This window comes from Aliidiomarina minuta (assembly GCF_003987145.1).
GTDB lineage: Bacteria > Pseudomonadota > Gammaproteobacteria > Enterobacterales > Alteromonadaceae > Aliidiomarina > Aliidiomarina minuta.
Map to the genome: position 1 here is coordinate 615,995 of NZ_PIPL01000001.1, position 14,156 is coordinate 630,150.

9 protein-coding genes and 1 tRNA gene are annotated in these 14,156 nt (G+C 45.7%); 3 read left to right on the forward strand and 7 right to left on the reverse strand.

All coding sequences use genetic code 11. The features are described 5' to 3' along the window. Positions 1-18 precede the first annotated feature (18 nt). Positions 19-95: transfer RNA gene (locus tag CWE09_RS02965), tRNA-Met, on the reverse strand. 206 nt (positions 96-301) lie between these two features. On the opposite strand from CWE09_RS02965, the gene cls reads away from it, so the two are divergent. Genes cls through CWE09_RS02980 form a run of 3 tightly spaced genes read left to right on the forward strand, consistent with a single transcriptional unit; the run spans position 302 to position 3,209 of the window. Next, positions 302-1,741, forward strand: coding sequence for a cardiolipin synthase (cls, locus tag CWE09_RS02970; protein WP_126802516.1), 1,440 nt, complete (start codon positions 302-304; stop codon positions 1,739-1,741). 35 nt (positions 1,742-1,776) lie between these two features. Continuing rightward, positions 1,777-2,766, forward strand: a complete 990-nt coding sequence (locus CWE09_RS02975) for a response regulator (protein ID WP_126802518.1) — start codon at positions 1,777-1,779, stop codon at positions 2,764-2,766. Beyond that, a complete protein-coding gene (locus tag CWE09_RS02980; protein WP_126802519.1) occupies positions 2,763-3,209 on the forward strand; it encodes a PAS domain S-box protein in 447 nt (148 codons plus the stop codon). The genes CWE09_RS02975 and CWE09_RS02980 overlap by 4 nt, the downstream gene beginning before the upstream one ends. Here CWE09_RS02980 and CWE09_RS02985 read toward each other — a convergent pair. From CWE09_RS02985 to nhaC, 6 genes are all read right to left on the reverse strand, one after another. Then, positions 3,194-3,736, reverse strand: coding sequence for a cell division protein ZapC domain-containing protein (locus CWE09_RS02985; RefSeq protein WP_157982796.1), 543 nt, complete (start codon positions 3,734-3,736; stop codon positions 3,194-3,196). The genes CWE09_RS02980 and CWE09_RS02985 overlap by 16 nt on opposite strands. A gap of 68 nt (positions 3,737-3,804) precedes the next feature. Then, positions 3,805-4,818 carry a quinone-dependent dihydroorotate dehydrogenase gene (locus CWE09_RS02990; RefSeq protein ID WP_126802523.1) on the reverse strand — a complete coding sequence of 338 codons (1,014 nt, stop codon included), beginning with the start codon at positions 4,816-4,818 and terminating at the stop codon, positions 3,805-3,807. Further along, a complete protein-coding gene (locus CWE09_RS02995) occupies positions 4,818-9,662 on the reverse strand; it encodes an NAD-glutamate dehydrogenase (protein WP_126802525.1) in 4,845 nt (1,614 codons plus the stop codon). The genes CWE09_RS02990 and CWE09_RS02995 overlap by 1 nt, the downstream gene beginning before the upstream one ends. 163 nt (positions 9,663-9,825) lie before the next feature. Next, positions 9,826-10,056: a DUF2835 family protein gene (locus CWE09_RS03000; RefSeq protein WP_126802527.1), complete on the reverse strand. Its 231-nt coding sequence runs from the start codon at positions 10,054-10,056 to the stop codon at positions 9,826-9,828. Between the two features lie 3 nt (positions 10,057-10,059). Continuing rightward, positions 10,060-12,672, reverse strand: a complete 2,613-nt coding sequence (gene pepN / locus CWE09_RS03005; protein ID WP_126802529.1) for an aminopeptidase N — start codon at positions 12,670-12,672, stop codon at positions 10,060-10,062. Position 12,673: 1 nt separating this feature from the next. Then, positions 12,674-14,143, reverse strand: a complete 1,470-nt coding sequence (nhaC, locus tag CWE09_RS03010; RefSeq protein ID WP_126802531.1) for a Na+/H+ antiporter NhaC — start codon at positions 14,141-14,143, stop codon at positions 12,674-12,676. Positions 14,144-14,156 lie beyond the last annotated feature (13 nt).

The window sequence follows — 14,156 nt, forward strand, 5'->3', positions numbered from 1 at the left end:
TGTCTTTGAAAGAGAAGTTGGTTGCGGGGGCAGGATTCGAACCTACGACCTTCGGGTTATGAGCCCGACGAGCTACCAGACTGCTCCACCCCGCGTCCGATGTGCAGCACTATAGTCATTTGCCTGATGTGAAGCAAGCCTTTATTTGCTAAAACCTGCTAATCTTGGTCCAAGTGCTGGTTTTATAAACATTGCGTGTAAAATAAACTCATTTTTAGCCGTCTGTTCTTAGTATAAGGTACACTCAGGGATATGCCTGACAACTATAACTTAATGCGTAAAATCATAAACTGGATATAAAATGGCGCCATTCGACTTCTTACTATTCGTTTTTTACTGGCTATTCATTGCATTGGTCAGCTTACGTATTATTTTTCGTGGCCGTAACCTGAGTACCTCACTAGCCTGGTTACTTATCATTTATATAATTCCACTTTTAGGTGCCCTGCTCTATTTCTTCTTTGGCGAGCTTCAGTTAGGAAAACGACGCGCTGAAAAAGCAGCCTCAATGCGTTTTCCTTACATGGAGAACCTGCGACTTCTGGCAACCCAACAGTCTGACGATAATTCACAACTGCCCAACTCACCGCTGGCGATATCAATTCAACAACTTCTTGCTAATCGGCTGGGAATTGGGGCGCTTCACTACAATAATTTTAAGGTCTTGAATAGTCCGGAGAAAATATTTGATGCTCTACTTACCGATATTCGTAATGCCAAAGAGAGTATCCGGATGGAATTCTATATCTGGAATTCAGCTGGCCGCGTAAAAGAAATTGAAAAAGCTCTACTGCAAGCCCACCAACGCGGCGTCAAAATTCAGATTCTGATTGATGATGCCGGATCCTGGTTCTACTTTTTTACCGCGGCCTATAAAGAACTTAAAAACGCAGGCATTGAAATTATTCCCGCGCTTTCGGTCTCCCCCTGGCGCCTTCCTTTTCGCCGCGCCGATATCCGTATGCATCGGAAAATGGTTATCATTGATCACCAGATGGCTTATACCGGGTCAATGAATATGGCAGATCCAAAATACTTTAATAAACATGCCAATGTTGGTGAATGGGTCGATGCTATGGTTCGTTTTGAAGGCTCAGCGGCACAGGGCTTATCCGCTGTTTTTTCCTGGGACTGGGAAGTCGAGACTGAAGAACGTGATTTGCCTGAAAGCATAGACTCGACCAATGAGAGCGATAAATGGCTGGCCGCTATTCCCTCCGGTCCCGGGCTTGGTTTTGATTTAATTACCCAGGTTATGCTTTGTGCTATCTATCGAGCTGACCAGAGTATTACGATTTGTAGTCCCTATTTTGTACCGCCGGAACCTATCTTTGAAGCACTTGTTCAAGCCGCCAAACGTGGCATTAAAATTTGTATCCTGGTGCCCAGACGCAACGACTCCCGGCTTGTCAGTTGGGCCAGCAAAGCATTTTATGATCAACTGTTACAAGCGGGTGCCGAAATAATGTTATTTAAAGGTGGCTTACTCCATACAAAGGCTATGCTGATCGATGAAGAGCTTGCTATTTTTGGTAGTGTTAATCTGGATGTGCGCAGCCTGCAACTAAACTTCGAAATATCGCTCGCTCTTTTTGACCCACAAAGTTGTCGTGAAATATGTGATTTAGTCACCGAGTATAAAGCGGATAGTGAATCTATTGATGCCGAACGCTGGCACCAGCGGTCGTTACTGGCCCGACTTCGGGAGCGTCTGGTGTTCTTCCTCAGCCCGTTACTGTAATCTGAACTTAGATATTAAGAAGTAGGAATATTATCTTGCCAACATCTGTACTGATTTGTGATGACTCGGCACTGGCCCGAAAAATGCTCGCTCGTGCCCTACCTGATACCTGGTCAATAAACCTGAGCTTCGCAAGCAGTGGCGAAGAAGCTTTGACACTTGTAAAGCAAGGTCAGATAGACTTGCTACTGCTTGACCTTAATATGCCAGGTTTAAATGGTTATCAGGTACTGGAGCAGATTCAGAACCAGGATTTGCCTGTTCTCAGTATTGTAATTTCCGGTGATGTTCAACCCGACGCCCGTACCCGGGCGAAACAAAAAGGCGCTTTGGATTTTATCCGTAAACCAATAGAAGCTCAGCAACTAGAGCAGGTATTACGTGAATTTGGTTTGCTTCAGGAGCTGCAAAGCACAGCACAGTCACCAACGCAAAACATCGACGCTATACAGGTGAACGCTGAGGAGACTCTGCAGGAAGTTTTTAACATTGCCATGGGTCAGGCAGGTGCCTCACTTAGTAGTTTGTTAAAAACTTTTATTGAGCTCCCCGTACCACGGGTTAAACAATGCCTGTTATCAGATCTGCCTAATCAACTAAAGACTGAATCGGTAAAGTCCTTATCCGCTATTACTCAGGGCTTTTCCGGCTATGGCATTAGCGGGGAAGTCATTTTACTGCTCGGTGACGATAGTGTTCCCTTATTGCAAAAACTGAATTTTGTGCCGTCCGACAGCCTGGACCCGTCACTGGATCTGGTCGTTGATTTAGCGGGAATATTGACAGGCGCTTGCCTGCAAGGAGTCAGTGAACAGCTGGACGCCGAATTCAGTTGTGCGAGCCCGGTTTTATTAGGTCGCCATTGTTCACTGCAACACTTATTAAAAAGTAATCAGGAACAACAGGTTTTGATGGTAGAACTGGATTATCGCCTCCTTAATGGTCAGGTTGAGTGCGACCTTATTGTGCTCTTCACTGAGGAGTCGATACCCGCCCTGTATAAACGTCTGGAGTACTTGCAATGAGTCAACAGCACACCGAAGATGCAATGCACATTCACCGTCTGAGCCAACTGGTTCAGGCTTTAGATTTGGGTATAATTATCCTTGATCAGAATTTGCATATTCAGTTGTGGAATAGCTTTATGGAGACTCACAGCGGCTTGCGAGCCAGTCAGGTTAAAGGACAGCTGTTGACTGAGATCTGTCCTGAGGTACCCCGCGAATGGCTGCAACGAAAAGTAGATAGCGCTATCCAGTTAAAAGCACGTGCTTATTCAAACTGGCAGCAGCGCCCTTATGTTTTTCATTTTACCAGCAGCCGACCCATAACCGGTCAGGCGCCGGCAATGCTGCAAAACATCACTTTTATTCCGTTAAGTGAACTCGATAAACAAGTACGGCAGGTATGTATTTTGGTGCAGGATGTCACTGAGTTGGCCAATCAGCTACATCAGGCTAATGAGTGAATATCAGAGGCTTTTGGAAAAGGATGATTATTACTTTCCAACAGGCGATCATTAAGCACTTTAATAATATCAAAGCGGCGTAGCTCTTTTGCTGGAGAGAGCTCCATTTTTTCATCCAGTAATAAACAAAGGCTGCTGCGATCATCCTGCTCAATAATCAGAAACTCTCCCAGCTGAAGGCCTGAGTCTAAACAACAGGCGCGGTATTCTGGAGGCCAGCTTTCAATATCCCCGAACTTAAAGTACCAACTTTGCGGCATCGCTGGTTTGGCAAAAGCGCTGACCGCAGCGACATGAATAGCAGCTAGTAACTGTTCATTCACATTTAACGTACTATATTCTTCAAGGTAATCAGCGGTTTCCTGGTATACCCGAGCATCAGAAATCGAGAAAGCTCGTTTGCTGGGCAGGTTCTGCTGTAACAATCGCCGTTTATAAGCAATCGCAAAGTGAACCTCACCCATGTGGAGCTCAAGTTGTCCGTGTTCTTTATCAAACTGCCAAAACCAAGGTGTTATCGCTCTCATACCCATCCCTGAATACAACTACTAAAGTTGGTTATATTCGCGCAAATTTTATCCATATATTGCGCGAATTACAAGTTATTAACAATCTCACTAAGGAGCTCAGGTCCCCGATAAATAAAACCGGTATACAGTTGCACCAGAGTCGCTCCCGCTTCCAGTTTAGCCTTCGCTGCCTCGGCATCATGAATCCCTCCTACACCAATGATAGGTATTTCTCCTTTAAATTCATTGTGTAGCCACTGGATAACCTGAATACTCGCGGCGGCGACAGGTTTACCACTGAGTCCGCCCATCTCATCAGCGGCAGGATGCCCCTTTACGGACTCTCTGGATATAGTAGTGTTTGTTGCTATTACACCATCAATAGCATGTTTCTTAAAAGCCTGTGCTAGTTGCACCACCTCTTGCTGATTGAGATCAGGCGCTATTTTAATCAGCACAGGAACATATTTATGATGCACACTCTGTAGTTCTTGTTGTGTGGACTTAAGAGCACCGAGTAACTCTTCCAGGTGTTCTCCATGCTGCATAGCACGGAGTCCTGGAGTATTAGGCGATGAAATATTCACAGTAATATAACTGGCATACGCATAAACTTTACGCATGCAGTAAACATAGTCTTCTGTCGCTTCGCTTTCGGCGGTATCTTTATTTTTACCGATATTAATTCCAAGGATCCCCTCATAGGAGGAAGCCTTTACCTGTTCAACCAGGTAATCTACACCACGATTATTAAAACCCATGCGGTTAATAATAGCTTCATGTTCAGTTAACCGGAACATGCGTGGTTTAGGATTACCTTCCTGAGCTCTGGGAGTCACCGTCCCTACTTCTATAAATCCGAAGCCCATTGCCCCAAAGGCATCAATACAGGTGGCATTTTTATCCAGCCCAGCCGCCAAACCAACTGCGTTAGGAAAAGTTAACCCCATGCATTGCACAGGTTTATCCGCTAAATGTTGCGACAGGCATCGCCGCATCGGCGAGCGGCCGATGCGTGATAACCAGTTTAATGTCAGATCATGAGAACGCTCGGCGTCCAGCTTAAAAAGCTGACGCCGTAGCAGGTTGTACCAACTCATTATTTCATCGAACCGCAGTTATGACTGAGCAGCATGAGCTCCCGTAACGCGACAGAGAACTTAGCAAATTCATGGCTCTTCGTGGTGCGGAAATCAGCAAGCATTTGTTTCCAACGCTCAATAAACTGACTATGCGCATCCACCCATTTCTCCAGCATCGCCGACGCATCCTTCTCATCTCCAGAGAAGTTAAATACCGCGTTGGTTAATGAGCGTTGCTGCCAATCAAGTTCTTCACGGAAGGCTGCCCGGGCCAATGCCTGCCAGTGGTTTGCTACAGGCTGACTATTAACCTGTTCTAAGAACCAGTGTAAATCAATTTCAGCGCCCATACGGAAATAGACTTCGGCCACCAGAGGAACTTTAGTTTTATGTTCCGCTGCGACTTCTGCGATGTCCATGGCTGAGAATACTGTGCTTAAAGTCCCCACTTCAATAGCAAGTGCTTTAGGTACACCCTGCTCAACCATTTTGTCGATATTCTTCTGCAGATTTTCCGCTTCATTATTGCTCATATACTTAAGGGAATTCTGGCGTAAGTCTTTAAAAGCTGGCTGATAAAAATCGATGTGTTCCTGAATCGTTTTAAACGCTGGGTTGCGATGACGCAGGAACCAGCGAGTAGTCCGACGAACCATGCGACGCACCTGGAATAATACGTCATTCTGCACCTTCGCTGGAATAATATTATTCAAAGCTTCAATTTCACGCCATAAACGAGGACAGTCAAAAACTTCACGAGATACTACATAAGCATTTGCTATCTCAGCAATACTGGCTCCGGTGGCCTCATTTTTACGGCTAACGAAGTTCGGGCCCATATCATTAACAATATTATTCGCTAATTTAGTCGCTATAATCTGCCCGCGTAATGGATGATCCTTCATTTGTTCACTAAATTCTTCCCGCAATACTTCAGGAAAAGCAGTGAAAAGCTCTTTGCTGTGGAAAGGATCCTCAGTTATAGCTTCAGTTTGCAACTCGTCTTTCAATACCATCTTGCCATAAGCTGTCAGCACCGATAGCTCAGGGCGAGTCAGTCCTTTACCCGAAGCAGTGCGTTCAGCCAACTCATCATCGTCGGGCAAAAACTCTATCGTACGGTCAAGCAAACCGTCACGCTCTAACTGATGGATAAAACGCTGCATTTCTTTAATCTGATCAGCGCCTCGCAATAAGGTTATCGAAATAGACTGGGTCTGACGATTACAGTCATTCAATACCAGCTCCGCCACGTCATCTGTCATCTGATAAAGTAATTTGTCGCGCTGTTCGCGAGTCAAAGCGCCCTGATTCACAGCACCATTCAGCAGGATCTTAATGTTCACTTCGTTATCAGAACAATCGACACCACCTACGTTGTCGACGAAATCGGTGTTCACCCGGCCACCATTGGCGGCAAATTCAATGCGCCCAAGCTGCGTAAAGCCTAAATTACCACCTTCACCGACGACTTTAGCTCGCAAGTCCTTGCCATCAATTCGTAAAGCATCATTCGCGCGATCTCCAACATCGACATCGCTTTCCTTACTACCTTTAACGTAAGTTCCGATGCCACCATTCCAGATAAGATCCACTTCGGCACTCAGTAAGGCTTTAATCAGTTCATTCGGCGCCATTGATTTTTTCTGGCTACCTATTAACTTTTTAATTTCCGGCGTCAACTCAATCGACTTAGCACTTCGGGAGAAAATACCACCACCTTTACTGATCAGCTTTTTATCAAAGTCTTCCCAGCTCGAACGTGGCATTTTGAACAGTCTTTCCCGCTCAGTCCAGGTTTTGGCTGCATCCGGATCCGGGTCAATAAAGATATGTAAGTGATTAAAAGCAGCCACCAGCTTGGTGTGTTTAGAAAGCAGCATTCCATTACCAAATACATCCCCGCCCATGTCGCCGATAGCAACACAGGTAAAGTCGGTGGTTTGGCAGTCAACGCCCATTTCACGAAAATGACGCTTAACCGACTCCCAGGCACCGCGTGCTGTGATACCCATTTTCTTGTGGTCGTAACCTACAGATCCACCAGAAGCAAATGCATCACCTAACCAGAAGTTATATTCAGCAGCAATGCCGTTAGCAATGTCTGAGAAAGTTGCGGTGCCTTTATCAGCTGCGACCACCAGGTACTGGTCTTCATCATCGTGTCTGACTACGGCTTCAGGATGAACTATTTCACCTTCGATAATGTTATCGGTAATATCCAGTAGTGCGCGGATAAAGGTGCGATAACAGGCTTTGCCTTCTTCAAAGAACGCTTCCCGTTCGGCAGGCAGTTTTTTGCAAACGAAACCGCCTTTTGCCCCGACCGGCACTATAACTGCGTTCTTAACCTGTTGAGCCTTGACCAGCCCTAACACCTCAGTACGGAAATCTTCACGCCGGTCTGACCAACGCAGACCACCACGGGCAACTTTACCGCCTCGTAAATGCACCCCTTCTATACGAGGTGAATAAACGAATATCTCGTATTTAGGCAGCGGTAACGGCATTTCAGGAATATCTTCCGGCAGGAATTTAATAGAGGTATATGACTTTTCTTCGCCATTCTCATCTGCCTGGAAAAAATTGGTACGGAGCGCCGCATGGATTAAGTCCATGTAGCGACAAATAATACGATCATCATCCAGACTACTGACATCCTCTAGTGAAGACTGAATGCGGGTAACCACGTTTTCGAGTTTTTTCTCGGTGAATTTAACCTTAGGGTCAAACTTGGTGTAGAACATTTTGACCAATAGTTTGGCAATAGCCGGATAACGCGAGAAAGTGTTCTCAATATAGCTTTGGCTGAACGTAACACCAATTTGACGCATATATTTGGCAAACATACGCAAAATAACAACGTGCCGACCGGTCATACCAGCGCCCAGAATCAGACGGTTAAAACCGTCGTCTTCGTAATGCCCTGCCCACACCTTAGCGAACGCATCCTGGAAGTTATCTCTACTTTTATCCAGGTCCAGTTTGCCAGCAGTGTGTAACATGAAGAAATCCAATACCCAGAAAACATGACCGTCGTTGGTTTTGATCTGGTAGGGACTTTCGTTAATAATACGCAGGCCGAAATTTTCCAGCATTGGCAAGACGTCAGACAGATGAATAGGCTCATCTTTATGGAAAAGCTTTAGTTTTACATGCTTGGAATCATCCTGAACTTCCTGAGCCCGATAGAACAGCATTCCCAGTTTATGGTCATCGTCTAGTCGTTCTAACTGCGCAATATCGGCCAGAGCCACGGCTGGCAATACTTCTTCTTTGTACGCTCGGGAAAAGCCCTGAGCGTAACGACGCACCAATTGGCGTGCTTTCGATTCACCATGAGCGCTCAACAGAATGCGTTCCAGATTGTCTTCCCAGGAACGTGCAGCTTCAACTAAATCATCTTCTAACTCTTTCACATTTATATCCTGATCACTGTCCTTAACCCGCACCGTATACTGAGTACGTGCTAATGCTGATTCTGAGAAGAACGTATTAAAATCAACTTCCTCTTCACTACCCATAGTGCGCGCTAAAATTGCCTGAGTTTTTTCTCGTAGCAAGGTGTTATAACGCTCTTTAGGCACGTACACCATCACCGTAATAAAGCGCCCGTAGATATCTCTGCGCATGAAAACACGGGTCATATCACGTTCCTGGATCTGTAATACACCCAGGGTGATATCGAGCAGGTTTTTATCATTGGTCTGCACTATTTCATCACGCGGATAGGTTTGCATGATATTAAGCAGTGCTTTGCTGGCATGAGATCCAGGAGCAAACTTCGAGTTTTTCATAACACGCTGGATTTTATCTTTCACCAATGGGATATCCATTGCACTATCATTATAAAAGCTCGCTGAATAAAGCCCGATAAAACGATCTTCACCTATCACTTTACCGCTTTTATCAAAGCGTTTTATGCCAATATAATCAGAGTGTGCCGGGCGATGCACTCGTGAACGAGCATTGGTTTTAGTCAACAATAAAAGTTCATCGTCGCCAAATGCTATATGACGAGCATCTTCCGGTAGATCGGAGATACGTAAGGGTTGTTTTCCCTGAGACTTTTTCATTAAGCCCAGGCTACTTTCTTCTTCCTGAATTAATTGGTAGTCGCCTTTCACCGGCTCAACCCGATAACTACGGTAGCCCATGAGTGTAAAATTATCTTTTGCTAACCAGCTCAAAAAGCGCTTAGCTTCAGCCAGCTTGTCTTTATCACCAGGAAAATTATTCGTTTCAATATTCTCGGCAATTTCTTCAAGTCGGGCACGCATAGGTTTCCAGTCAGACACCGCCAGTGTAACCTCGTCCATAACGGAGGCCAGTTCCTGCTTCAAAGCTTTCAGACTTTCGTTGTCGACCTGACGATCAACCTCAATCAGAAATACGGTATCAGTTTGTCCGCTTTTAGAAGTTTGCCCCGCTGGCAGCACTTCGGTTACGTTACCCTGCTTATCGCGTTTGTGTACTAATGGCGTGTGTAATAATAAATGAGCAGCGATGCCTGAACGGTTCAATGCCATACGCACTGAATCAACCATAAATGGCATATCGGTCTGAATAATTTCGATAATAGTATGGGGGGATTCCCAGCCATGTTTGCTCACTTCCGGGTTATATACTTTAATCGTCGCTTTACTGTTTGATTCATAGTTATTAAAACTATGCCACAAACCAATGACAGCACCGTACATATTGCTTTCATCACGACCTTTAAGATCGTCCCGTGAAACGGTGCGGTATAAGCGTTGCGCAAAGGTATTTACGATGTCTGCTGCCTCAGCAGGCATTTTTTTGCGGATGATATCAGAAACTTTCTCGAGGAGTACTGGTGGTTGACCTTCGACCAACGCCATTTGCTATTTTCCTTGTAGCTAGCAGAAAATGAAGCCGTGGCAAAGAACTTGCCTGAGTGCCTTGCCGCGGGAGGAGAATATATAGGTATTCTCGGACGTTATGTTCTGAATTGCAATGCTTTATTAGCTGGTGCGAGGAGTATAGATACTATTTGCTTAAATTTTAAATATCCTGCAATTTCTGTAGTGACATAAAGCGATACTGAGCATCTGTTATCAGTTTAAAACGGCCACGAATCCCCTGCCCCGAAATAAAAGGAACCAGTCTGCGCAATGGTATTTGCACGCGCAGACCGTTATCAGCCTTCACCACGATATGGCTAAGTCCTTCCTTATAATATTTACGTTCCAGTTCAGCGGACGTAAATATCAGAGCAAAATTAAATTCATACATAGTTTAATCTTGCTGCAGGCTCTGCTCCACTTTCTCATAAAGGTCACTAGCCAGATCCGGAAGCTCCTGCAAAGTTTTCAGCTCTTGTTTTAACAGAGTCTGTCGTTTTTCATCAAAACGACGCCATTGCAACAAAGCCGTAACCAAACGAGATGCTACCTGAGGATTACTGCTATTAAGGCGCACAATAACTTCCCTTAACCAGCGATAACCTTCTCCGTCTTCGCGATGTAATTGAGCCAGATTATGCGTAAAAGTAGCCACCAGTGAGTAAATCCGATTGGGGTTCTGCCAGCTAAAAGCCCCATGAGACGTCAGCTGTTTTACTGAATCCAGTGTTGAAGAGCGAGCAGCACTGGCCTGGGTAGCTAACCATTTATCCATCACCAGACTATTGCTCTGCCATTTAGCGGCAAATTCACGCAACATATTATCAGCACTGGTATGATTGGCGTGCACTGCGGCCTGCATAGCAGCTAACTCATCGGTCATATTGTCAGCTTTGCTAAACTGTCGCTCCAGCAAAGCCGTTATCTCCGGATTTTTAAGGTTTGCCAGGAATGCTAAGCAGGTATTTGCCAACATACGTTGGGCAATATCTGTGGGTGCAAATTGATAAGCGCCCTGCGGATGGCAGCTGGAATAGGTTTCTTTCAGTTCTTTTTCCAGCTCACTAGCCAATAATTGTTTAAGTTCCCCACAAACCCTGTGAATATCGGCTACTGGAATCACGTCGTACTCGCCACTTAAGGACTCTTCTGATGGTATTTGAAGCAATAAAGAAACTAATGCAGGATCGCTTTGTTGATTCTCCAGCTTGTGTTTAAGTGCATCCAGGCTGGCCTGGCTTAGCTGCACTGGACTGCCCGCAGCAATGGCTTTTTTCATCGCCTGCAAATAAACCTGCTGTGCCGCATCCCAACAAATAAATGGGTCCTGGCTATATGCCAGCAGAGTTAACAGCTGCTTTTCCTGATATTCATAATCAAGTTTAACAGGTGCAGAAAAACCGGCTAACAAGCCTGGCACTGGTTTTTCTTTAACTTTTTCAAAAACGAAGTCCTGTTGCTCTTCAGTCAACTGCAGAATATCGTTTTTCAATTCATCACTGGTTAGCTTTAATAACTCACCGCTGTCACTATAAAAATGTACTCGCAATGGAATATGAAATGCCTGCTTCTTTTTCTGCCCCGGTGTGGCTGCTGTATGCTGTCGACAATGCAGGGTATAGCGTTCAGCTGAAGCATCATAACTCTCAGTAATGCTAAGCACTGGTGTGCCAGCCTGCTCATACCAACGTCTGAACTGGCGCAGTTCAGTGCTGTTCGCGTCTTCCATAGCACAGACAAAGTCTTCACATGTAACGGCCTGACCATCATGGCGTTCAACATAAAGTTGCATGCCTTTCTGGAAACCCTGCTCGTCCAGTAAACTGTGCAGCATACGAATAACTTCAGCGCCTTTATTATAAACGGTCACCGTATAGAAGTTATTCATTTCAATAACTTTATCCGGGCGGATAGGATGCGCCATTGGGCTGGAGTCTTCGTGAAACTGGTGCGTCCGCATAATGCGTACATCCTGGATGCGATGTACCGGGCGCATCGACATATCACCGCTAAACTCCTGATCACGAAACACCGTTAACCCTTCTTTCAGGCTTAACTGAAACCAGTCGCGACAGGTAATGCGATTGCCCGTCCAGTTATGGAAATATTCGTGACCTATAACCGATTCAACATTTAGAAAATCCTGATCGGTGGCTGTCTTTGCATCCGCTAATACATATTTAGCATTAAAGACATTAAGACCTTTATTCTCCATAGCTCCCATATTGAAGAAGTCGACCGCGACTATCATGTAGATATCCAGATCATAGACCAGGTTAAAACGCACCTCGTCCCACTTCATCGCCGCTTTTAAGGAACGCATGGCAAATTCAGCACGACCCAGATTACCTTTATCGACAAATAGCTGCAGCGCAACATCGCGGCCATGCTTAGTGCGATAACTGTCTTCCAGTAAATCAAAGTCTCCGGCTACCACAGCGAACAAATAACAGGGTTTTGGATGCGGGTCATGCCAGCTGACCCAATGCTGTCCATTCTCAAGCTCACCGCTATCGGTTTTATTGCCATTCGCGAGCAGATAAGGGTATTTATCTTTATCCGCCTGCAGCCGGGTGGTAAACACAGCAAGCACGTCGGGACGATCCAGGTAATAGGTAATACGGCGAAAGCCTTCCGCTTCGCATTGGGTGCAAAAAGCACCGCCCGACTTATACAGCCCTTCTAAAGCGCTGTTATTGGCAGGATCCAGCTGTGTGATTATTAAAAGTTCAAAGGCTTCCGGTACATCATCAATCTGTAGTTGATTGTTGACCACCTGAAAACGATGCTCAGATAAAACCTCGCCATCCAGTTCAATATTTATCAGTTTCAGCGCTTCACCATCCAGGCGCAACGGTTCATTATGCTCACCCTGGCGGCGTACCGTCAGACGACTGCTTACCAGCGTCTGGTGATCCTGCAGGCGAATATCCAAATCCACTTCATCAATAGTGTAATCCGGTGTTTGATAATCTTTGCGATATTTAGCTTGAGGCATAGTTGTCATGTCAGGCTACAGCTCCCTGGTTTGGCTTATGATCGCTTAAGCGTAGAATTCTGAAGTTGGTATAAGCGTAGACAATAGCTATCAAAGGTGTCAGGTATAAAAAGAATGCAAATGGCGCATATTGCAGTGGGCTCACGGCCAGAACACTAAACATATAGGCACCACAGGTATTCCATGGAATCAGTGCTGACGTGAGGGTACCGCTGTCTTCCAGGGTACGTGATAAAACACGAGGGTCCAGATCCCGGTTTGCGTATTCTTCACGGAACATGCGACCTGGCAATACGATGGCCATATACTGATCAGCGGTCAGTACGTTAGCACCAAAACAGGTGAATAAAGTGGCAGTAATCAATGAGCCAGTGGAGTTAACTGCTTTGAGCATGCCTTTAATAAGCTTACGTAATAACCCAGTGCATTCCATAATAGCGCCAAAGGTCATCGCACTCAGGATCAGCCACACCGTATTCAGCATGCTCGACATACCGCCACCACTGAGCAACGAATCCAGGTCTGAATCTCCGCTAGTCACCGAAGTACCATCAGCCAGCGCTATCCAGACAACCTGAAGTGTACCTAACCAGCTATCCGCCAACGCCGGGCTTACCATGCCCTGCACCACTTCGTACTGGAAGAGCACTGCCCAGAGCCCGCCCAACAACGCACCTATAAATATGGTAGGTAATGCAGGCTGGCGCAGTACCGCCATGCCAAAAAGAATAGCCAGCGGGATCAGCATCAGCGGATTAATATTAAAAATATCCTGCAAGTCATTCTGCATACTCACCAAAGTGTCCAGGTTGGCGCTGGATGAACCGGTAAAGCCCAGAATGACAAAGAGAAGCAAAGCAATGACAAATGCGGGAACCGCGGTATAGGTCATGTAGCGGATATGGGCAAAGAGTTCTGTCCCACTAACCGCAGGAGCCAGGTTGGTAGTATCCGAAAGCGGCGACATCTTATCGCCAAAATAAGAACCTGAAACTACAGCACCGGCTGTAATAGCCAACGACAGTTCCATACCGGTAGCCACACCGATAAGCGCAACACCTATAGTTGCTGCAGTGGTCCATGAGCTGCCAATAGAAATTGCAACAATGGCACATATCAGACAGCTTGCGGCATAAAACCAGGTTGGGCTTAATAATTCCAGACCATAATAAATAAGGGTCGGTACAATTCCGGCCAGCAACCAGGTACCTATCAACGACCCCACCATTAATATGATCAAGATGGCGCCTAACGCAACCGAAATGCCTTTGGTAATGCCGTCCTCAATATCGCTCCAGCTATAACCGTTGCTAAAGGCGACCACTGAGGCGATAGCTGCAGCTACCAGTAAAGCTATCTGATTGGGACCGTAAGAAGAATCAGCCCCAAATAAATAAACCGAACTTGCCAGCATCACAATAAGTGCCAACAAGGGAAACAGCGCCTGTATATAGGACGGCTTTTTTATAGAATCCGACATTGATTAAAGTTTC